General features: G+C 72.7%; 18 protein-coding genes. 9 read left to right on the forward strand and 9 right to left on the reverse strand.

The window, feature by feature from the left end; all coding sequences use genetic code 11:
* The first annotated feature begins 6 nt into the window (after positions 1 to 6).
* Both ASF17_RS00135 and ASF17_RS00140 read left to right on the forward strand, forming a co-directional pair.
* On the forward strand, positions 7 to 1,281 hold the full coding sequence (locus ASF17_RS00135) for a peptidoglycan-binding domain-containing protein (protein ID WP_055794093.1): 1,275 nt from the start codon (positions 7 to 9) through the stop codon (positions 1,279 to 1,281).
* Positions 1,281 to 3,434, forward strand: a complete 2,154-nt coding sequence (locus ASF17_RS00140) for an ABC transporter ATP-binding protein/permease (RefSeq protein WP_055794095.1) — start codon at positions 1,281 to 1,283, stop codon at positions 3,432 to 3,434. Before ASF17_RS00135 ends, ASF17_RS00140 begins: the two co-directional genes overlap by 1 nt.
* 23 nt (positions 3,435 to 3,457) lie before the next feature.
* Here the strand turns inward: ASF17_RS00140 and ASF17_RS00145 are convergent, their stop codons facing one another.
* Positions 3,458 to 4,276: a carbon-nitrogen hydrolase family protein gene (locus ASF17_RS00145; protein WP_055794097.1), complete on the reverse strand. Its 819-nt coding sequence runs from the start codon at positions 4,274 to 4,276 to the stop codon at positions 3,458 to 3,460.
* A 38-nt stretch (positions 4,277 to 4,314) separates the two neighbouring features.
* Here ASF17_RS00145 and ASF17_RS00150 point away from each other — a divergent pair, with 38 nt between their 5' ends.
* The gene (locus tag ASF17_RS00150; RefSeq protein WP_235476266.1) at positions 4,315 to 4,974 is read left to right on the forward strand and encodes a GntR family transcriptional regulator; all 660 of its coding nucleotides are present in this window, start codon (positions 4,315 to 4,317) and stop codon (positions 4,972 to 4,974) included.
* A 28-nt stretch (positions 4,975 to 5,002) separates the two neighbouring features.
* Here the strand turns inward: ASF17_RS00150 and ASF17_RS00155 are convergent, their stop codons facing one another.
* A complete protein-coding gene (locus ASF17_RS00155) occupies positions 5,003 to 6,403 on the reverse strand; it encodes an MFS transporter (RefSeq protein WP_055794101.1) in 1,401 nt (466 codons plus the stop codon).
* A gap of 162 nt (positions 6,404 to 6,565) precedes the next feature.
* Here ASF17_RS00155 and ASF17_RS00160 point away from each other — a divergent pair, with 162 nt between their 5' ends.
* A complete protein-coding gene (locus ASF17_RS00160) occupies positions 6,566 to 7,249 on the forward strand; it encodes a DUF2848 domain-containing protein (RefSeq protein WP_055794103.1) in 684 nt (227 codons plus the stop codon).
* Positions 7,250 to 7,361: 112 nt separating this feature from the next.
* Here the strand turns inward: ASF17_RS00160 and ASF17_RS00165 are convergent, their stop codons facing one another.
* Both ASF17_RS00165 and ASF17_RS00170 read right to left on the reverse strand, forming a co-directional pair.
* Complete coding sequence (locus tag ASF17_RS00165) at positions 7,362 to 10,130, reverse strand: molybdopterin-dependent oxidoreductase (RefSeq protein ID WP_442855735.1); 2,769 nt, start codon at positions 10,128 to 10,130, stop codon at positions 7,362 to 7,364.
* 53 nt (positions 10,131 to 10,183) lie between these two features.
* Positions 10,184 to 10,993 (reverse strand): FAD binding domain-containing protein, encoded by an 810-nt coding sequence (locus tag ASF17_RS00170; protein WP_055794105.1) that lies wholly within the window; start codon positions 10,991 to 10,993, stop codon positions 10,184 to 10,186.
* Positions 10,994 to 11,050: 57 nt separating this feature from the next.
* Here ASF17_RS00170 and ASF17_RS00175 point away from each other — a divergent pair, with 57 nt between their 5' ends.
* Both ASF17_RS00175 and uraH read left to right on the forward strand, forming a co-directional pair.
* Positions 11,051 to 11,602: a 2-oxo-4-hydroxy-4-carboxy-5-ureidoimidazoline decarboxylase gene (locus tag ASF17_RS00175; protein WP_055794107.1), complete on the forward strand. Its 552-nt coding sequence runs from the start codon at positions 11,051 to 11,053 to the stop codon at positions 11,600 to 11,602.
* A complete protein-coding gene (uraH, locus tag ASF17_RS00180; RefSeq protein ID WP_055794110.1) occupies positions 11,599 to 11,925 on the forward strand; it encodes a hydroxyisourate hydrolase in 327 nt (108 codons plus the stop codon). Before ASF17_RS00175 ends, uraH begins: the two co-directional genes overlap by 4 nt.
* Positions 11,926 to 11,959: 34 nt before the next feature.
* Here uraH and ASF17_RS00185 read toward each other — a convergent pair whose 3' ends face one another.
* Positions 11,960 to 12,436 carry a nucleoside deaminase gene (locus ASF17_RS00185; RefSeq protein WP_055794113.1) on the reverse strand — a complete coding sequence of 159 codons (477 nt, stop codon included), beginning with the start codon at positions 12,434 to 12,436 and terminating at the stop codon, positions 11,960 to 11,962.
* Between the two features lie 50 nt (positions 12,437 to 12,486).
* Positions 12,487 to 13,380 (reverse strand): factor-independent urate hydroxylase, encoded by an 894-nt coding sequence (gene pucL, locus ASF17_RS00190; RefSeq protein WP_055794115.1) that lies wholly within the window; start codon positions 13,378 to 13,380, stop codon positions 12,487 to 12,489.
* A gap of 158 nt (positions 13,381 to 13,538) precedes the next feature.
* On the opposite strand from pucL, the gene ASF17_RS00195 reads away from it, so the two are divergent.
* Entirely contained in the window at positions 13,539 to 14,666 is a 1,128-nt protein-coding gene (locus tag ASF17_RS00195; protein WP_055795439.1) for an acetamidase/formamidase family protein, read from the forward strand.
* Positions 14,659 to 16,440: an AtzH-like domain-containing protein gene (locus tag ASF17_RS15735; protein ID WP_055794117.1), complete on the forward strand. Its 1,782-nt coding sequence runs from the start codon at positions 14,659 to 14,661 to the stop codon at positions 16,438 to 16,440. Before ASF17_RS00195 ends, ASF17_RS15735 begins: the two co-directional genes overlap by 8 nt.
* 253 nt (positions 16,441 to 16,693) lie before the next feature.
* Here the strand turns inward: ASF17_RS15735 and ASF17_RS00205 are convergent, their stop codons facing one another.
* From ASF17_RS00205 to ASF17_RS00215, 3 genes are all read right to left on the reverse strand, one after another.
* Positions 16,694 to 17,131, reverse strand: coding sequence for a Rid family hydrolase (locus tag ASF17_RS00205; protein WP_055794120.1), 438 nt, complete (start codon positions 17,129 to 17,131; stop codon positions 16,694 to 16,696).
* A 7-nt stretch (positions 17,132 to 17,138) separates the two neighbouring features.
* A complete protein-coding gene (locus ASF17_RS00210) occupies positions 17,139 to 18,119 on the reverse strand; it encodes an aldo/keto reductase (RefSeq protein ID WP_055794122.1) in 981 nt (326 codons plus the stop codon).
* A 100-nt stretch (positions 18,120 to 18,219) separates the two neighbouring features.
* Entirely contained in the window at positions 18,220 to 19,116 is an 897-nt protein-coding gene (locus ASF17_RS00215; protein ID WP_055794125.1) for a helix-turn-helix transcriptional regulator, read from the reverse strand.
* Positions 19,117 to 19,294: 178 nt separating this feature from the next.
* On the opposite strand from ASF17_RS00215, the gene ASF17_RS00220 reads away from it, so the two are divergent.
* Entirely contained in the window at positions 19,295 to 20,056 is a 762-nt protein-coding gene (locus tag ASF17_RS00220; protein ID WP_055794127.1) for an SDR family NAD(P)-dependent oxidoreductase, read from the forward strand.
* The last annotated feature ends 37 nt before the right edge of the window (positions 20,057 to 20,093 follow it).

Here is a 20,093-nt window from a genome sequence, read left to right on the forward strand (position 1 = left end):
GCGAACTTGACCCTCATCCGTTCCCGCAAGACCCTCGCCGTCGGCGGAAGTGCGGCGATCGTCGCGCTCCTCGCCGGCGGCTGGGGGCTGGCCCACGCGTTCGAGTCGCCCGCCCAGCGCGAGGCGGCCGCGACCGCCCCGTCGCCGCTCCCGGTGACGAGCGAGGTCCGAGTCGGCGACCTCACACGCCGCATCACCTTCCAGGCGACGGTGGGTCGCACCGGCCTCATGTCCGTCGCGCTGCCCGCCCCGGCGGCCGAGCCTGCCTACGTGACCGGGAAGCCCACGTCGGCCGGTGCCCCCGTCACCGCAGGCCAGGTCGTCACCGAGGTCAACGGCCGCCCGGTGTTCGCCGTCACCGGCGCCTTCCCCTTCTACCGCGAACTCCGCCGAGACCACACGGGCCCCGACGTGCGACAACTGCAGACGGCCCTGCGCGATGCCGGCATCCCCACGACCGTCGACGGTGTGTTCGGCGCCGGTACCGAGCGATCGCTGGCGGCGCTCTACTCTCGGGCCGGACACGCGCCTCCCACCGAGGTCGCCATCGAGGAAGACCGGGGCGTCCCCGGTACAGACGCCACCCCCGGCACGGGCGCGGCCGTCGACGCGACCGGCGCACAACCCGCACCGGTGGGCACCCCTGCACCCTCATCGAGCGCCGGCTCCGCTCCCTCCGCAGCGGACACGAGCGACACCGAGGCGACCTCCGACCGCCCCATCAGGCGTCGAGTGGTCGCCTCGCCGTCCGAGTTCGTCGTCGTCCCGACCCTCCCGGCCGTCGCGGCCGAGACGCCGGCCGTCGGAACCGCCGCCAGCTCCGAGGTCCAGCTCCGCCTGGAGTCCGGCCGCCTGCGCGTGACCGCCGATGTTCCCGTGCTCATCGCCGAGACCCTGATCGAGGGCTCCACCGGCACCTTCTCCGCTCCCGACGGCGCGACCACGCCGATCACGCTCGAGACCGTCGTGCCCGGGGGCGACGACGATGCCGAGTCCCGCGTGATCCTCGACGCGGCTGACGGTGAGCTCGCGGCCGACCTGCTCGGAGCGGAGGGCCTCGTCGCCCTCGACATCGAGACCGTGCAGACCGGGAGCCTCATCGTCCCCACGGTCGCGGTCGCCGGTGGTGGATCAGGTGAGGCGCACCTCCTCGTCGAAGAGGACGACGGGACCTTCCGTCGCATCCCCGTCATCGAGACCGGCCAGCTCGACGGCGAGAGCGCCGTCGAGCCGACGGACCCCGACGACCTCGCCGAGGGCGACCGCGTGCGGGTCGACTGATGGCCCTGCTGCAGCTCCGCGGGGTCGGACGCACGTTCTCGGGCGCGGTCGAGGTCGCCGCCCTCGACGACGTCACCCTCGACATCGAGGCGGGCGAGTTCTTCGCCATCATGGGCCCCTCCGGCGGCGGCAAGTCCACACTGCTCAACACCGTCGGTCTGCTCGACCACCCCACCACCGGCACGTACACGATCGCCGGTCACGACATCGATGGATCGACCTCGCGTCACCTCGCGGAGACACGATCCGAGACCTTCGGCTTCGTCTTCCAGGGCTTCCATCTGCTCGACCAGCGACCCGTCCGCGACAGCGTCGAGCTCGGCCTCCTCTACCGCGCCGTGCCGGCCGCCGAGCGTCGCGTCCTCGTCGACGACGCGCTCGCCCGCGTGGGGCTCGACGGGCTCGGCGACCAGCTCGCCGCGAAGCTCTCCGGCGGCCAACGTCAGCGGGTCGCCATCGCCCGGGCGCTGGCCGCCGGCACCCCCGTCATCGTCGCCGACGAGCCGACCGGCAATCTCGACTCCGAGAACGGCGCGCTCGTCGTCGAGACCCTCCTCGCCCTCCGCGACGCGGGCACGACGGTCGTCCTCGTCACCCACGACCCGACCGTCGCCCGCGCGGCCGATCGTGTCGCGCACCTCCGCGACGGGCGCATCGAGTCGGTCGACCCGGCCGGACCGGTCGGACAGGCCGGACAGGTCGAGTCGGTCGAACCTGTCCCGGTCGAGCCGGTCGAGCCGGTCGAGCCGGTCGAACCGGTCGAACGGGTCGAGTCGGCCCCGGCCGGTGCCGGCGCGGTCGCCGCAGGGGATCTCGCGGTCACGACCGGCGCGACCGGTGCGCGGCGGACGACCCGCGCCTCCTCGGCTCCCGCGCCGACGGGCTCAGGAGGCGCGGGTCGGCGACCCGAGAGACCGGGCCGCCCGTCGCGCCTCCGGTTCCGCGACCTCGCCGTCGACGCCCTGCGCTCGGTCACCTCGCGGCTGGGCAAGACCGCGGGCCTCGTGGCCGCCGTCGCCGTGGCGGTGGCGCTCGCCGTCGCCAGTCTCGGGCTCTCGGCGTCGGCGCGCGCCCAGGTCGGCGACACCTTCGATCTGCACACCAACCGCGACGTCGGGGTCTCGTGGGACTCCCCGGTGGACCCGACCGCCGAAGGGGAGGCTCCGGGGGCGATCGGCGGGGGCGCGGTCGTCGCTCCGTTCGGGAGCCCCGCGGCCGCGGCCGATGTGGCCGGCAGGCTCGCCCGGGTCGCGGCGCTCAGCGGGGTCGAGTCGGTCGGGGCTCTGCACGAGCGGGGCTCGGCCGTCGTCCGGGCGACCACCATGCGCGACGCCCTGCAGGCACCGGTCGTGAGCATCGAGGGGGACCTCCTCGCGGCCGCCCGCGTCGACGTCGAGTGGCTCGCCCGCCACGGCCCGACGCTCGGCGAAAGGGAGGTGCTGATCGGCCGCGGTCTCGCCGCTCAGCTGCCCCTCGGTCCGCTCGCCGCGGCGCCCGTCGTCACCCTGGGCGACACCGAGGTCGCCGTCGTCGGCATCGTGGACGACTCGCCGCGCGTGCCGAGCCTCGTCGGAGCCGTGACGACCGGGGCGCACTCCCTGGCGGGAGTCGAGAACCCCTCCCAGACGTCCGTGCTGATCCGGACCGGTGCGGGCGCGGCTCAGCAGGTCGCCCGGCAGGCGCCGGTCGCCATCGATCCCGTCGCCGCCGAGACGTTCCGGATCGATGCCCCGATCGACCCGACCACCCTCCGCGCCGAGATCGAGTCGGACGTCGCGTCCACCCTGCTGGCCTTCACCGGGGTGGCGCTCCTCGCGGCCGTGGCGGGTCTCGGCAACTCGATGGTGCTCGCCGTCCTCGAACGGCGCAAGGAGCTCGGTCTGCGCCGAGCGCTCGGCGCCCGCCCCGGTCACATCGCCGGGCTCGTGCTCGCCGAGTCCGTGGTGATCGGCGCCCTCGGCGGACTGCTCGGGCTGGCGCTCGGACTCGGGGCGTTGCTGGTGATGACCATCGCCCGGCAGTGGATCCCCGTCTTCGATCTGCGTCTCGCACCCGCCGCACTCGTGGGCGGAGTCGTCGTCGGTGCGGCCGGCGGGCTCATCGCGGCCTGGCGGGCGAGCCGCATCGAGCCGCACGAGGCGCTCCGCCTCTGAGAGCCGAGGAGGCGCGGCGCCCCTCAGTCGCGCAGCGCGCCCACCGCGAACCGCTGGTTCGCCAGCACCGGCAGCGACCCGCGCGCCGCATCGACGGACGAGAGGTCGACGTCGACGACGAGCAGCTCGGGCTCGGCCCCGAGCTCGTGAAGCACCACGCCGAACGGCGACACGACCATGCTGTGCCCCACGCCGGTCGGCGCCGTGCCGGGCGTCTCGACGCCCTGCGACGCGGGGTCGCCCTGCCCGACCGCGACGACGACCGTCGTCGTGTCGACCGCCCGGGCGCGCGCGAGCAGCTGCCACTGCTCGATCTTGCCCGGCCCCGCACCCCACGACGCGCACACGACGCTCAGCCGCGCCCCCGCCGCCGCGTTCGCCACGAACAGCGACGGGAAGCGGATGTCGTAGCAGGTCGCCAGGCCGACCAGGGTCTCGCCGACCGTGACGGTCACGGCGCGCTCGCCGCCCTCGACCGAGTCCGACTCGGCGTAGCCGAAGGCGTCGAACAGGTGCATCTTGTCGTACGAGTCGTCGGTCTCGGCCGTCGGCCCGGCGACGATCAGGGTGTTGCGCACCCGCCCGCCCGAACCCGGCGTGAAGGCGCCCACGACGATCGTGGTGCCGAGGCGTCGGGCGAGCGCCCGCACCTCCGTGGCCCAGGGCCCGTCGAGCGGCTCGGCGACGGCGCCGAGGTCGTTGCCGAAGGCGCACAGGGCGGCCTCGGGGAACACGACCAGCTCGGCTCCCTGGGCGACCGCCGCCTCCGTCGTCCTCCGGATCTCGGCGAGGTTCGCCCGGGGGTCGGCCGAGCTGATCATCTGAGCGAGCGCGATGCGCATGGTTTCTCCGATCGGTGGTGTATACGTATGGTATGCAGATGAGCCCCGAATCGCCCGTCCCCGCGGCCTCGGGGCGCGACCGGGCCTACGAGTACCTCTACTCTCAGGTGCTCGTCGACCCCGCCATGCAGGGGGCGTTCCTCAGCGAGCAGGACATCGCCGAGCGCGTGGGCGTCTCGCGCACCCCGGTCCGCGAGGCGCTGCTGCTGCTCGCGTCCGACGGGCTGGTGCAGATGATCCCGAAGCGGGGGGTGCGCGTGCCGGTCATCAGCGGTCGCGAGATCGCCGAGCTGATGGAGCTCCGCGGGGTGCTCGAACGCCACGCCGCCACGACGACCCTCGCCTCGGGTCGTGTGCCGCTCGAGGCGATGCGGGTCGTGCTCGCCGCCCAGCACGGGTTGAAGGACCTCGATCCGCGCGAGAGCGGCCAGCGCTTCATCGAGCACGACCGCGAGTTCCACCAGCTGCTGGTCGACGCGGCCGGCAACGACCTCATGTCGCGCAGCTACGAGAAGCTGCGCGCGCGTCAGGTGATGGTCGGCGTCGAGGCGCTGTTCCGTCGCACCGATCGGCAGGAGCGGGTCTGCGCTGAGCACGACGAGATCGTCGAGGCCCTCGCGTCGGGCGACGCCGAGGCCGCGCGTGATGCGATCGATCGTCACCTCGGGGTGACGCTCGACCTCCTCCTGCGCAGCTGACGTCACGGCGTCGCCCGATCGGCGCGGGTCAGTCCCGGCCCGCCGCGGACGGCCCCGAGGAGGCGCGGGTCGCGTCGACCCCGTCCGTCGCCGGAGCCTCGGCCAGGTAGTCGGCGTCCTCCTGGACGTTCGAGTCGCGCCCGAGCGCCAGCCCCACGAGGGTCAGCACGACGGCCACGGTCAGGTAGACGGCGACCCCGAGCCCGCTCCCCGTCTCCTCGAAGATGATGGTGAACATCAGCGGGGCGATGGCTCCGCCGAAGACGCCGGCGATCGTGTAGGCGAGCGAGCTGCCCGTCGAGCGGAGCCGCGGCGAGAACTGCTCGACGATGAACGCGGCCTGCGGCCCGTACATGAACGAGTGGAAGACGAGGGCCAGCACGATGCCGATCGTCAGGACGACGGTCGACGAGCCGTCGGTGATCGCGAAGAACACGTAGGCCCAGACCGCGGCTCCCACGGCGGCGACCGCGTAGAGCAGTCGACGGTTGATGCGGTCGGACAGCGCGCCCGCGAGCGGGATGCACGCGAGCTGGAAGGCCGAGCCGATGAGCACGGCGACCAGGACCTGACTGCGCTCGAGTCCGAGGGTGACGGTGCCGTAGGTCAGCGTGAAGACGGTGAAGAGGGCGTAGGTGACGTCGGGTCCGATGCGGCTGAGGATGGCCGCGATCAGCGGCCGCAACTGCGTGGTGAACACCTCGCGGACGGGCGCCGCCGGAGCATCGCCGCGCGCTTCGAGAGCCTGGAAGACGGGGGTGTCCTCGAGCTTCAGGCGGATCCAGAGGCCGAAGCCGACCAGCACGGCCGAGGCGAGGAACGCCACGCGCCAGCCCCAGTCCAGGAAGGCCTCCTCGGTGAGCACGGCCGTGAGCACCGCGAGAGCGCCGTTGGCGAGCAGGTTGCCGGCCGGGGGACCGACCTGGGCGGCGGACGACCAGAAGCCGCGCCTCCTCGGGTCTCCGAACTCGCTCGACAGCAGCACCGCGCCGCCCCACTCGCCGCCCACGCCGACGCCCTGCGCGAAGCGCAGCAGCACGAGGAGGATGGGTGCCGCGAGGCCGATGGTCGCGTAGCTCGGCAGCAGTCCGATGAGGAACGTCGCGAGGCCGATGATCAGCAGCGTCGTGACGAGCACGGGCTTCCGACCGATCTTGTCGCCGAGGCGCCCGAACACGAACCCGCCGACGGGCCGCGAGACGTAGCCGACGGCGTACGTCGAGAAGGCGAGGATCGTCGCCGTGTAGGGGTCGCTCGCCGGGAAGAACACGACGGGGAACACGACGGCCGACGCCGCCGAGTACACGGCGAAGTCGTACCACTCGAGCGAGGTGCCGGTGAGCGAGGCCGTGAACGCCTTCGCGAGCGATCGGCGACTGGCCGGAGCGTCGTCGACCAGGGGGTCCGGCGTCTGTGGATCGGTGGTCATGGGCTGTCCTATCGAGTTCGGTGGGGATCGGTCGGAGGGTGGTGCCACGGCGATACCGTGTGTATACAGTAGGTGTACGACAAGCCGGACGACAGGGCCGAGCGTCGACCCGGCACATCTTTTACCGGACCGAAACACACGACCGCCTTCTGAGGGAGACCCATGAGCACGCTCCACTTCACCTTGCCCGACGGCTCGACCGAGACCGTCGAGGTCACGCGCCTCCTGAACGCCGGATACGCCGGTCGCGAGCAGGACGAGGTGCAGGCGCACATCGCCGAGCTCGCCGAGCTGGGCGTGCCCGGCCCGACGACCACGCCGGCGCTGTACCCGGTCTCGCCCTACCTCGCCTCGCAGGCGACCGCCGTCGACGTGCAGCACGAGCGCACCAGCGGCGAGGCCGAGTGGGCTCTCGTCATCACCGGCTCGGGCGTGCTGCTCACCGTCGCGTGCGACCACACCGATCGCGCGCTCGAGGTGCACGGCGTCGCGTGGAGCAAGAACGCCAGCCCCGACGTGCTCGGCACCCGCGCCTGGCGCCTCGACGACGTCCGCGACCACCTCGACGACATCACCCTGCGCGGGTACGTCGGCGAGGGCGACGCCCGCCGGCTCATCCAGGACTCGACCCTCGGCGCGCTGCTGACCCCCGACTACTGGCTCGACGTGCTCGCCGAGCGCGACCTCGCCACGCCCGGCACCGTGCTCATCTCGGGCACCGTCGCCATGCTCCCGGGCGTCGACCAGTTCGCCGACTCGTGGTCCGTCGAGATGCACGACCCGGCCACCGGCGACACCCTCGAGGCGGCGTACCGCGTCGTCCCGATGCCCGCGCCGATCGGCTGAGCCGACCCGCACCTCCTCGGCCCCGGGCCCGGCCCGTCGACCCCGGCCCGGTGCCCGGGCCCAGACCCCGGGCCGGGTGCGGTCGTCAGCGGGCCCGGGCTCGTGCCGCCCCTCAGCGGGCGAGGCGCCAGAGGCGGTCGCGCGACATCGGCAGCTCGTGCGGACGCACGCCCAGGGCGTCGCGGATCGCGTTCGCCAGCGCCGGGGCGACGGGGTTGTACGGCGCCTCGCTCATGCTCTTCGCGCCGAGCGGCCCCAGCTCGTCGTGGGTCTCCGCGAACAGGACCTCCGTCTCGGGGACGTCCGAGAACTTCGGCAGCCGGTAGTTGCGCAGCGCCGTCGTGAGCACGCGGCCCTCGCCGTCGAGCATCATCTCCTCGTAGAGGGCGGTGCCGATCGCCTGGGCCGTGCCGCCCTCGATCTGCCCGCGCAGCTGCTCGGGGTTCAGCACGGTGCCGGCGTCGGCCGCCTGGATCGAGCGCAGCATGCGCACCTCGCCGGTGGACCGGTCGACGGCCACCCGGAACGCGTGCACGTTGAACGCGACCGAGCGCGGGGTGCCGTCGTGACTGCCGTCGGCCACGAGGGGCCCGTCGGCGAGCAGCTCGTCGACCGTCACCAGCCGGGACGAGGGCGGACCAGCCGAGGAGGCGCGGGTCACGACGACCCCGCCCGGCACCACCTCAGGTGCGGCGCCCCCGTCGACGACGTCCGCCGCGCCTCCTGAGAGGGCCAGCGCCCGATCGACGAGAGCGGCTCGCAGCTTGTGCGCCGCGGCCCAGAGGGCCTTGCCCGCGACGACGACGCCGGCCGAGCCGAAGGCGCCGGAGTCGTAGCGGGCCACGTCGGTGTCCGACTGGCGGATCGAGACCCGGTCGGGAGTCGTGCCGAGGGCGGTGGCGACGAGCTGAGCGTGCACGGTCGTCGTGCCGTTGCCGAATTCCGCGGTGCCGACGCCGATGTCGTAGCCGCCGTCGGGTCGCAGCTCGACCGTGGTGTCGGCGAAGTGCCCGCGCGGCGGCATCGTGGCGATCATCGCGAGGGCCATGCCGGTGCCGGTCGACCAGGTGGGGCCCACGGGGGCGGGCTCCGGGTCCGGGCCGGCCAGCGCCTCCTCGACGAGATCGAGGCACTGGTCGAGGCCGTAGCTGCCCCAGATGAGGTCGGTCTCCTCGTCGGGGTCGGTGACGACCATCGCATCGCCGGGCACGACGACGTTCTTCCGGCGCAGCTCGAAGGGGTCGATGCCGAGCCGGATCGCCAGCTCGTCCATCGCCGACTCGATGGCGAAGATCACCTGCCCGAGGCCGTACCCGCGGAACGCGCCCGACGGCAGGTTGTTCGTGTAGACCGATTCGGCGTCGACCCGCTTCGACGCGCAGCGGTAGACCGCGATCGACTCGTGCACCGAGTGGTACATGACGCCGACGCCGTGGTTGCCGTAGGCGCCGGTGTCCATCAGCTGGTCGACGTGCAGGGCGGTGAGCGTGCCGTCCGCGTCGGCGCCGAGTCGGACGCGCACGCGCATCGGGTGCCGGGTCGGGGCGATGGTGAACTCGTCGTCGCGGGTGAACTCGTACTGCACGGGGCGGCCGGTGGCCAGCACGGCGAGCGTGACGAGGTCTTCGGTGAGGAGCTCCTGCTTGCCGCCGAAGCCGCCGCCGACGCGTTTCGTGAAGACCCGGACCCGGTCTTCGGGCAGTCCGAAGACGTGGGCGATCTCGTCGCGCACGAGGAACGGGACCTGACTCGAGGTGCGGAGGACCAGCCGCCCGTCGTCGTCGAGCCAGCCGCGGGTGGCGTGAGTCTCGAGCGAGCCGTGACTGACGCGCTGCGTCGTCCAGGTGCCCTCGACCGTGGCGGCGGCCGCGGCCAGGGCCGCCTCGACGTCGCCGGTCTCGCCGTGCATGGCCGCGACGGTGTTGCGCTCGGGGAACGCGATGCGCGAGACCTCGCTGGTCTTCTCGCCGTGCAGCAGTGGGGCTCCGGGGCGCCGCGCCTCCTCGGGGTCGAAGACCGCGGGCAGCACCTCGTACTCGACGACGATCGCGTCGCGGGCGAGCTCGGCCTGCCGCCGCGACTCGGCGACGACCGCGGCCACCCGCTGGCCGCGGAACCGCAGCACGGGGTCGATCACGAGGCCGTCGTCGGGGTCGTCCTCGCGGTCCTCGTGGCGGCCGGTCGAGAACAGGGTGGAGGGGGAGTCGTGGTGGGTGAGCACCGCATGCACGCCGGGCAGGGCCAGGGCCGCGGTCGTGTCGATGCGCACGATGCGCGCGTGCGGGTGCGGGCTGCCGAGCACCGCGATGTGCAGCAGCGTCGTCGGGGCGGGGGAGTCGAGCGTGAACTCCTCGCGCCCGGTCACGACCCTCAGGCCGGCCGGCGCCTTGACCGAGCGCCCCGCCGCCTGTCCGACGGCCGGCGACACCGTGTTGTCGACGCCGCAGACGGCGTCGCGGATCGCCCGGTACCCGGTGCACCGGCAGATGTTCCCCTTGAGGAGGCGCGGGAGGTCGTCCCGATCGGCCTCCGTGAACGTCGAGGCCGTCACGACCATGCCGGCCGTGCAGAAGCCGCACTGGAACCCGGCCGCGTCGACGAAGGCCTGCTGCATCGGATGCGGGGCCTCGGGGGTGCCGAGCCCGGCGGCCGTGGTGACGCGGCGGCCGTCGAGTCGATGGGCGGGGTAGACGCACGAGTGCACCGGATCGTCGTCGACGAGGACCGAGCAGGCGCCGCAGTCTCCCGCGTCGCAGCCCTTCTTGACGCTGTGCACTCCGGCGTCGCGGAGGACGGTGCGTAGCACCTGCCCCGCGGCGACCGGGGCGTCGATCGACTCGCCGTCGACCTCGAACACGACGCGTCGACCGTTGTTCGTGATGCCCTGCGTCCCCGTCGAGCCGTGGCGGCGCCGTGCGCCCTCGTCGTGCGTGCTCACCAGGAGCCCCCCAGTTCTCGTCGGATCTCCTCGGCGAACCCGCCGCTCGTCGCGCGCCGCCAGTCGGGGGCGCCGTGCGGGTCGTCGTACCACTCGTCGACGCGGCTCATCGCGTCGGACAGCGCCCTCGCGCCCGGCACCTCGTCGAAGCGCAGCTGCACGGGGCGGACCGTGCCGGCCGTGACGGTCACGACGAACTCGCCCGACGCGGCGAGCCGCCCGGTGACGAGCGTGCCCGACCGGCCCAGCGGGCTGAGCGCGATGCGGCGGAAGGCCGTCCGCGACTCGAGCGACGCCGCGGGGACCTCGAGCGCCCGGAGCACCTCGCCGGGAGCGAGCGCCGACTCGCGGACGCCCGTGACGAACTCGGCGACCGCCGTGCGGCGTTCGCCGCCGTCGGTCGTCCAGACGACGGCCGTCGCGTCGAGGGTCGCCATGAGCGAGGTCATCGCGCCGGCGGGCAGGCCCAGGGCGACGTTGCCCCCGACCGTGGCGACGTTCCAGATCTTGAACGAGGCCAGCAGGCTCTCGGCGCACTGACGGACGAGCGGCAGGGCCGACCACCCGGGGCGGGGCGCCAGCCCGGTCAGCTCGGCGATCGTGCACGTCGCGCCGACGGTCAGCCCGTCGGCGGTCTCGCCGCACGGCGACCAGCCGAGCGAGGTGAGGTCGACGAGCCCCGTCAACCCGGGCTGCGCCTCGGAGTACAGCCACGTGCCGCCGCCGAGCGGCCGCTCGCCCGGAGCGAAGACGAGCTCGTCGCGGGTCGAGGGGGTGCGGACGTCCGCCACCGTCACCAGGTCCATCCGATGCTCCCGCCTGTGGTCGTCGGCGTGCAGCCAGTCGTGGATACAGTGTCGTCCATGATCGACGTCTCCGAGAGCCAGCTGCGCGAGCACCTCGCGACCGCCCTGTCCGTGCAGCGCTGGGTCGACGACGTCGCCGCCGAGGCGCCCTTCGCCGACGTGTCCGACCTCGTGGCCGCCGCGGAGCGCGCCGGGGAGCGTCTGACCGACGCCGAGATCGACGAGGCGCTCGCGCACCACCCGCGCATCGGCGAGGCTCCCGACGGCGAGGGTGCGTCGCAGGACTTCAGCCGCCGCGAGCAGCAGGCGTCGCAGCTGACCGACGACCCCGCCGAGGTCAAGGCGCTCGCCGAGGGCAACGCCACGTACGAGGAGCGCTTCGACCGGGTGTTCGTCGTGCGGGCCGCCGGGCGCAGCAAGGCCGAGATCATCGCCGAGCTCGACCGTCGTCTGAAGCTCGACGACGAGTCCGAGAAGCAGGAGGCCGGCGCCCAGCTGGTCGAGATCGCCGTGCTGCGACTGCGGCAGACCTTCGGGCGCACCAGCGCCGAGACCGGCCGCTCGGCCGAGACCGCGTCGCCCCGCGAGCCCGAACCGCTCGGCGCATGAGCCACGTCACGACGCACGTGCTCGACGCCGCGCTCGGCCGACCGGCGGCCGGCGTGCCGGTCGTGCTGACCGACGAGTCGGGCGAGGTCATCGCCTCGGCCGTCACCGACGACGACGGCCGCGTCGGCGACCTCGGCCCCGACTCTCTGCCGGCGGGCGTGTACCGCCTGGTCTTCGACACCGCCGTCTACTTCGCGGCCGCCGATCGCCGCACCTTCTACCCGCGGGTGACGATCGACTTCGACCTCGTCGACGAGGGCGCTCACCACCACGTGCCCCTGCTGCTCAGCCCGTTCGCGTACTCGACGTACCGGGGCAGCTGACCCGCGCCTCCTGAGTCCGTCCGCCGACACCGGCCTAGTAGTCCGTCCGGTGGTCGTGAGCGAGCCAGGCGTCGAAGGGAGCCGGGGCGTTCTCGGGTCGGACGGCGTCGACGGGGAGGTCCCACGTCGCGCGGTCGCGGCCGAACAGCTCGTAGAACTCGAGGTCGTCGAAGCCGCCTCGTGCGGCGTCGTGCCGGTCGGCGGCGTAGACCACGCGGTCGACACGGGCCCACAGCGCCGCCGAGAGGCACAGCGGGCAGGGCTCGCACGAGGTGTACAGGGTCGCCCCGGCCAGCGAGAAGTCGCCGACCGCGGCGCAGGCCGCGCGGATCGCGACGACCTCGGCGTGCGCCGTCGGGTCGAGGTCGCGGGTGACCCGGTTCTGCCCCTCGGCGAGCACGACCCCGTCGCGCACGATGAGGGCCCCGAACGGGCCGCCGCCGTCGGCGACGTTCGCCACGGCGAGATCGATGGAGCGGGCGAGCCACTGGGCGTCGTCGGTGCCGGGCATGGCGCCTCCTGCGGGGGTGTCGGGTGCGGGTCGGGTGGGGGAGGCGGCGGTCATGCGAGACCCGCGGAGGCGCGCCAGGCGTCGCCCGCGGGGGGCGCGTCGTCGCGGAGCAGCGTGGCCTCGATCAGACCGTAGGGCCGGTCGGCGGCCCAGAAGACCTCGTTCTGGTTCTCGAGACCGAACCGGTCGAGATCGTAGGCGAAGTGGTGCCGGTTCGGGGCGACGAGACGGATCTCGGCGATCGCGGGCACCGCCTCGAGCACGGCGCGGCCCATGTGCCAGAGGGTCTGCTGCAGGGCGAGCGACTGCAGGGTCGCGAAGTGGGCGACGAGCAGTCTCTTCACCTCGGCGTAGACGCCCTCCCAGTCGACGTCGGTCGAGGTGAAGCGCCACTTCGCGTCGAGCGCCGTGGCCATGACGCGGTCGTGGGTCTCGGGCAGGGTGGTGAACTCGTCGCTGAGGAACCCCGCGAACTCCGAACCCGTCGACTTCAGCAGCACGAGGTCCTTCAGGCCGCCGATCACGTGCTCGCCGCTCGCGTCGACGGTGACCGCGGCCGTGCGGATCTCCTGCCCGGAACGCAGCCAGGTGTGGTCGTGCTCGACGCCGTCGACCACCGCACGCTGCCACGCGTACTCCTCGATCTCGATGCGAGCCCCTTCGACGGGGCCGACGTCGGTGACGAAGTGGCGCGCCAGGTCGAGGCCGAACCGCTCGATGGAGGTCACGCCGTGCGACTTGGCGAACGCGAAGGTCGTGTTCTTCTGGGTGTCGGTGGGGAGCACCGCCGACTGATCGCCCTCGAGGTACGCCGCCTCGAACGGACCCCGCAGCGCGGTGGTCACGTTGAGGTCGCGGATCTCGTGCCGGGGGCTGTCGCGCACGATGCGCACGAGCCGGGACTCCGCCTTGCCGTACTGATTGTCGCCGAGGATGATCGCCATGCGGTGATCCTCACACGGCCGTGTGAACGGCGTGTTTCACGATCGGCGGTTTGTGAACTGATTGTTTCAGAGGCGCCCTCGGGAGGGACGGCCTGCTGGGTAGGGTCGAGAGGGCCCCGGGGCGGACAGCCCCGATGCGCGAGATCGAGAGGCACCGCATGACCGACCCCCGCCCCGTCGTCCCCGTCCTGCAGCCCGGCGAGGGCGACCTGCCCGGCGACGCGTATCTGCCGGCCACCCCCGAGACGACCCTGTGGGGTCGACTGCCGTGCGCCTCCGACGCCCCGGTGCTCTCCATCGAGTCGGGCGCGACCGTCACCATCGACACGGTCAGTCACGAGGGGGTGCTCGACGACCAGGGGCGCGACCCGCTCGCCTACTTCGCCTCCCACGGGGTGCCCGCCGAGGGGGTGCTGCGCGACGCCGTGGCCATCGCCGCCTCCGACGCCTCGGGTCGCGACGCCGCCGCCGACGGGCCGCACGTCGTCACCGGCCCCGTCGAGGTGCGCGGCGCCCGCCCCGGCGACCTGCTCAAGCTCACGGTCGTGACGGCCACGCCGCGGGTGCCCTACGGCGTCGTCTCGAACCGGCACGGCCGCGGCGCGCTGCCCGGCGAGTACCCGCTCGGCGCCGACCCGGTCAGCGTGTTCGCCGGCGTCGACCAGGGCCCCGACGGTCTCGTCGGCACGATGCCCATGGTGCCGGGCGGGCCGCCGGTGGTGAGGTTCCCGTTGCGGCCGTTCCTCGGCATCATGGGCGTCGCCGTGGCCGGCGACGAGCGGCCGCACTCGGTTCCGCCCGGTCCGCACGGCGGCAACATCGACATCAACCTGCTGACGGAGGAATCGTCGCTCTACCTGCCGGTGCAGGTCGACGGCGCCCTCGCCTACGTCGGCGACCCGCACTTCGCCCAGGGAGACGGCGAGGTGGCGTTGACGGCCATGGAGGCGTCGCTGCGTGTGACCCTGCGCTTCGACGTCGTGCCGCACGACGTCGCCGTGACCGAGTTCGGCGAGCTCGCCGGGCCGCTCGTCGAGACGCGCGAGCACCTCGTCCCCACCGGCATGGACCCCGATCTCGACGAGGCCGTCCGCGCCTGCGTCCGCGCCGCGATCGCTCTGCTGCGCGCCCGCTGGGGCATGGACGAGACCCTCGCCTACGCCTATCTCAGCGCCGCCACCGACTTCGACATCTCGCAGGTCGTCGATCTCGTGACCGGCGTGCACGCGCGCATCCGCGTCGCCGACTTCGACGGCGTCGCCCGCGGAGGGGTCTCCCGTGGCTGAGCGCGCACTCGACGACGCGGGTCGGGCCGGCGGCTCCGAGGAGGCGCGGGTCGCGCCGACCAGGCAGCCCACGACGATCGAAGGGGCCGCTGCCGATGCGCTGCCCGCCGGGCTGCTCGAGGCGTTCGACGCGTACGAGCACGCGCTGGCAGCCGACGACCAGGAGGCTCTGGCGTCCGCCTTCGAACCGACGGCGACAGTGATGCGGGCCGACGCCGGCGGTCTGCTGGTGGGGCACGACGCGATCACGGCGTTCCGCGGTCGACGCGGCGGCGGGCCCGTCCGTCGGGTCGTCGAGGTGCACGTGCGGGTGATCGGCGACGACGCCGCGCTGATCGTGTCGGTGAACGCGCCGGCCGGCGGCGGACGGGGCGTGGTGACGCAGCTCTGGCGCCGCGTCGGATCCGATGCGAGCGCGGGCGCGAGCGCGAGCACGAGCACGAGCGCGAGCACGAGCACGAGCGCCGGCGCCACCGCAGACGCAGACGCAGACGCAGGCGCGGAATCGGGCGGCCCGGCGCAGGGCCCGTGGCGCATCGCGTCGGCGCACGTCCAGGCGCCGGCGCCCGCCGTCGACCGGCGCGTGTGGCGTGTGGTGGGGGAGCCGCTCGTGCCGGGGCGGCGGGGTGACGGGGCGACCGGCACCGCGCCTCCTGAGGGGGCTGCCGACGGCGTCGAGCCGACCCTCGTCGGCGAGACCGTCGCCGTCAAGGACCTCTTCGCCGTCGCCGGGCACGCCGTCGGGGCGGGGGTGCCCGCCTACCTCGAGGGCGCCGCCGTGCAGACCGAGCACGCCGCCGCGGTGCGCCGACTGCTCGACGCGGGCGCCTCGATCACGGGCATCGCCCAGACCGACGAGTTCGCGTACAGCATCGCCGGGCGCAACTCCGCCTACGGCACCCCGCCGAACCCCGCCCGGCCCGGCGCGATCTCCGGCGGCTCGACCAGCGGCCCCGCCGCAGCGGTCGCCCTCGGTCAGGTGAGCATCGGCCTCGGCACCGACACCGGCGGGTCGCTGAGGGTGCCCGCGTCGTATCAGGGGCTGTGGGGCATCCGCACGACCCACGGCGCCGTCGACCGCACGGGTCTGCTGCCTCTCGCCCCGAGCTTCGACACCGTCGGCTGGCTGACCCGCGATGCCGGCACCCTGCTCAGGGCCGCCGCGACGTCGCTGCCCGCCGACGAGCAGCGCGGGGTCGATCCGGTGTTCGCCGTCGATCCGACGCTGCTCGCCGCCGTCGCGCCCGAGGTCCGCGACGCGTTCACCCGATCGATCGACGAGGCCGTCGCGGAGGGGCGCATCGCCCGCCCCGAACCGGTCGAGCTCGGCGACGTGGCCGCGCTGTTCGAGCTCTTCCGGGTGCGGCAGGCGTACGAGGCCTGGCGCTCGAACGGCGACTGGATCGAAGCGCACCCCGGGCAGCTCGCCGACGACGTCGCCGCGCGCTTCGCCTTCGGATCGAGCGTCTCGCCGCAGAGGGCCGAGGAGGCGCGGGTCGCCCTCGCCGACGAGCGTCACCGCCTCGAGGCGGTGCTCGCCGACCGGGTGCTGCTGCTGCCGAGCGCCTCGTCGGCCGCGCCCTCGCTGAGCGCCACGTCGGCCGAGGTCGACGCGGTGCGGTCGGCGACACTGGGGCTGACGTGCGTGGCGGGGGTGCTCGGCGCGCCGGCCGTGTCGGCGCCGCGGCTGCACGGGCCGGTCGGGTTGTGCTTCATGGGGCCGAGGGGCTCCGACCTGGCGCTGCTGGGACTGGCGGCGGCGTGGTCGGGGTGACCCGCGCCTCCCCGGCTCCCGCCTCGCTGGTGGCAGAGGCCGTGGTGGCTCTCACCCTCTGGGTGCGCGGTGACATCCCCACGGATCGCCTCATCTTCGAGGTCGAGCGATGCGCCCACGTCCGGTTCTCTGACGACAGGCGGAATGAGCACTCTCCTGCGGACTCGTCGACACGGTCGCCGTCTCTGCGCAGCTCGCCAGGCGATTCTTCTCGTGCTGCTCTGACCCCATCCCGTCTGGGTGTGCGGTCGTGTCAGTCGGCGTGACCATCGATGATCGCGGTGACGCGGATCTCGACGCGCATTCCGGGGAGCCCGAATGCGGGTGCCCCGATCTGGGTCCAGGTGGGTCTGCGTTCGCCCATGCGCTGGCGCAGTCGAGCCACCATCAGTCGTGTGTCCTCCGATCCGATCACGCCCCCGTCGGGGAGGTGGAACGAGATGACGTCGATGACGTCGTGCCAGCTGGCCCCGGCGGTCGCGAGAGTCCGTTCGACGTTGTGGAACGCGCGGTCGATCTGCTGTTCCAGGGTGTCGGCGATCACCATGTCGTCGTCCCATCCTCCCTGGCCGGAGGTCTCGACGCGCTGGCCGATCCGGACGGCCTGAGACGCGTGCACCGTGTGTCGTGCCGTATCTCCGTAACCCGGAGTGGCGAAGAACTGCGGGATTCTGTCACTCGATCCGGTCATCGGATGCCTACCTGTCGATGGACTGCATGTTGCCGTCGTCGTGTCGTGCTCCGGAGGCGGGGGTGAGGCGGTCGAGCCGGTCCAGCTGGTCGGCGGTCAGCTCGATGGCATCGGCCGCCGTGTTCTCTTCGACGCGCCCCACCCTGCGGGTGCCGGGGATGGGGGCGATGTCGTTGCCACGCGTGAGGATCCAGGCGAGCGCGGTCTGGGCTGGAGTGGCGCCGACCTCGGCGCCGATGGCTTTCACCTCGTCGACGATCGCGAGGTTCTTGGTGAAGTTGTCGCCGGTGAAGCGGGGGTTGGTCTTGCGCCAGTCGTCGTCGGGGAAGTCGGCGACGCTGCGGATCTGACCGGTGAGCAGGCCGTGGCCGAGCGGCGAGTACGGCACGAAGCCGATGCCGAGTTCACGGAGCACCGGCAGGATCTCGTCTTCGACGTCGCGGGTCCAGAGGGAGTACTCGGTCTGGAGGGCGGCGACGGGGTGCACGGCGTGGGCGCGGCGGATGGTGGCGGGGCTCGCCTCGGAGAGCCCGAAGTGCAGGACCTTGCCCTCGGCCACGAGGTCGGCGACTGCCTGTGCCGTCTCTTCGATCGGAGTCGATGGGTCGACGCGGTGCTGGTAGTACAGGTCGATGTGGTCGGTGCCGAGTCGCTTGAGCGATCCCTCGACTGCCGTCTTGATGTTGGCGGCACTGCTGTCGATGGTGCCGGGCCCGCCGCCGGAGTGCGAGACGAGGCCGAACTTGGTGGCGATGACGACGTCGTCGCGTCGTCCGGCGATGGCCTTGCCGACCACCTCCTCGCTGTGGAACGGTCCGTAGATCTCGGCGGTGTCGATGTGGGTGACGCCGAGGTCGAGGGCCCGGTGGATGGTCGCGATCGACTCGGTGTCGTCGAGGGCGCCTTCGTGCGTGTAGGTGCCGGCCATGGTCATGGCGCCGAGGCCGATGCGTGAGACGGTCAGGCCGCCGAGATGTGCGTTCTTCATGAGCAGGTGCTTCTTTCGGTGATGGGCGTGTTGATGACGTGGGGAGAGGACGCAGCGGAGTCGATCGCGTCGGCGGGGAAGTCATCCGCTGCCGAGGGCATCACCTCTGCTGCGGCGTGGCCTGGGCGGTCGCGCCCGAGGCCTGCGGTTGGTTCAGGTTGGCGAGTAGCTGGAGGCCGTCGGCGGAGGGGGAGCCGGGCTCGGCGGTGAAGACGAGCATCTGCAGGCCACGCTCGGAGGCGAGGTCCATCGTCTCGAATGAGAGGGACAGGTCGCCGACGACGGGGTGGTGCACGTTCTTCGTGCCCGTGCGGTGCTCGCGGACGTCGTGGGAGGCCCAGAGCCGACGGAACAGATCGCTGCGGGTGGACAGCTCGCCGACGAGGTCGCTCAACTCGCGGTCGTAGGGCGACCGTCCCGCTTCGCGTCGGAGGACGGCGACGATCTGCCGGGCGTTACCGTCCCAGTCTCGGTAGAAGTCCTGTGATCGGGCGTCGAGGAAGACGAACCGGGCCGCATTGACGGGGCTGCCCTGGCCGCGGAAGAGCTCGGAGAAGAGGGCACGTCCGAGGGGGTTCGTGCCGACGGCGTCGAGGCGCCCGTTCTGAACGAACACCGGGACGGTCGTCATCGCGGCGAGCATCTGCTGCACGCCGGGACGGAGCTGGTCTCGCCGCGGTGCCAGCCGCTTCTTCATGGGATGCGTGCCGGCGTTGGCGATCCGGACGAGGTCCAGCAGGTGGGCGGACTCCGTCTCGTCGAGTTGCAGAGCGCGGATGATGCCGTCGAGGACCGAATCGGAGACGCCCAGGGCGGTCCCTCGCTCGAGCTTGCGGTAGTACTCCGGGCTCACCCCTGCCAGCAGGGCGACTTCCTCGCGTCGGAGACCGGGCACACGTCGGCGACCGCCGAAGTCCGGCAGCCCGGCGTCCGCGGGGGACAACCGTGCTCGTCGGGAGGTGAGGAAGCCCCCGATGTCGTCGTGCTCTCTGTCCATGAGTCGAACCTACGACGAGGCACGACTGACAAAGGGGTCCTCTTGATGACCCCCTCGGAGCGTCGCACGCCGTGCAGCATGCCTTTCTAGGGGGGTCTCACGCGGGCCCCTCTCCCGAAGCCGCCGATGCCTACCGTCGAATCCGTCGCGAGGTACGCGACGACAGGAGAGGAACACATTGAGCAAGACACTCACCGGCACCGTCGCGATCGTCACGGGTGCCAGCAGCGGTATCGGTCACGCCACCGCGTTGTCCCTCGCCGAACGGGGCGCCTCCATCGCCCTCGTGGCGCGCCGTCAGGACCGCCTCGACTCCCTTGTGAGCGAGATCGAGGCCGCTGGCGGGACCGCTCTGGCGGTCGCGACCGACGTCTCCGACCGCGAACAGGCGGAAGCGGCCGTCCAGAAGACCGTCGAGCGCTTCGGACGCCTGGACATCCTCGTCAACAACGCCGGTCTGATGATCCTCGGCCCGTTCGCGGACGCTGACGTCGACGACTTCGAGCGCATGATCGCCATCAACCAGAAGGGGCTTCTCTACCTGACCAAAGCCGCCTTGCCGTACCTGACGAAGTCGGCCGGCGATGACGTTCGCGGCGTCGCTGACATCGTGAACATCTCGTCCATCGCGGGCCGCGAGGCCTGGGGCGGCTACGGCGTCTACGCCATGACGAAATTCGGCGTCAACGGTTTCACCGAGGCTCTTCGCCAGGAGATCACCCAGAGCCACGTCCGTGTGGGCGTGCTCGAGCCCGGCGCCGTCGACACCGAGCTCGTCTCGCACAACACGGATGAGATAGCGGCGGGCATCGCAGCGTTCCCCGAGGGCAAGCAGAAGCTGCTTTCTGAAGACATCGCCGACGGCATCGCCTACATGGTCACCCGACCTCGTCACACGTCGATCGGCGAGCTCTGGATCATGCCCACCGACCAGGCCTGACCTCATCCCATCCCGCCACACCGACAGGAGGACACAT

Source organism: Frigoribacterium sp. Leaf263, from assembly GCF_001422285.1.
GTDB lineage: Bacteria > Actinomycetota > Actinomycetes > Actinomycetales > Microbacteriaceae > Frigoribacterium.

Bases quoted from the DNA above. Each gene is read 5' to 3' on its own strand.
- ASF17_RS00140 (WP_055794095.1), top strand. From the start codon at position 1,281: ATGGCCCTGCTGCAGCTCCGCGGGGTCGGACGCACGTTCTCGGGCGCG.
- ASF17_RS00145 (WP_055794097.1), bottom strand. From the start codon at position 4,276: ATGCGCATCGCGCTCGCTCAGATGATCAGCTCGGCCGACCCCCGGGCG.
- ASF17_RS00150 (WP_235476266.1), top strand. From the start codon at position 4,315: ATGAGCCCCGAATCGCCCGTCCCCGCGGCCTCGGGGCGCGACCGGGCC.
- ASF17_RS00155 (WP_055794101.1), bottom strand. From the start codon at position 6,403: ATGACCACCGATCCACAGACGCCGGACCCCCTGGTCGACGACGCTCCG.
- ASF17_RS00160 (WP_055794103.1), top strand. From the start codon at position 6,566: ATGAGCACGCTCCACTTCACCTTGCCCGACGGCTCGACCGAGACCGTC.
- ASF17_RS00170 (WP_055794105.1), bottom strand. From the start codon at position 10,993: ATGGACCTGGTGACGGTGGCGGACGTCCGCACCCCCTCGACCCGCGAC.
- ASF17_RS00175 (WP_055794107.1), top strand. From the start codon at position 11,051: ATGATCGACGTCTCCGAGAGCCAGCTGCGCGAGCACCTCGCGACCGCC.
- uraH (WP_055794110.1), top strand. From the start codon at position 11,599: ATGAGCCACGTCACGACGCACGTGCTCGACGCCGCGCTCGGCCGACCG.
- ASF17_RS00185 (WP_055794113.1), bottom strand. From the start codon at position 12,436: ATGCCCGGCACCGACGACGCCCAGTGGCTCGCCCGCTCCATCGATCTC.
- pucL (WP_055794115.1), bottom strand. From the start codon at position 13,380: ATGGCGATCATCCTCGGCGACAATCAGTACGGCAAGGCGGAGTCCCGG.
- ASF17_RS00195 (WP_055795439.1), top strand. From the start codon at position 13,539: ATGACCGACCCCCGCCCCGTCGTCCCCGTCCTGCAGCCCGGCGAGGGC.
- ASF17_RS00205 (WP_055794120.1), bottom strand. From the start codon at position 17,131: ATGACCGGATCGAGTGACAGAATCCCGCAGTTCTTCGCCACTCCGGGT.
- ASF17_RS00210 (WP_055794122.1), bottom strand. From the start codon at position 18,119: ATGAAGAACGCACATCTCGGCGGCCTGACCGTCTCACGCATCGGCCTC.
- ASF17_RS00215 (WP_055794125.1), bottom strand. From the start codon at position 19,116: ATGGACAGAGAGCACGACGACATCGGGGGCTTCCTCACCTCCCGACGA.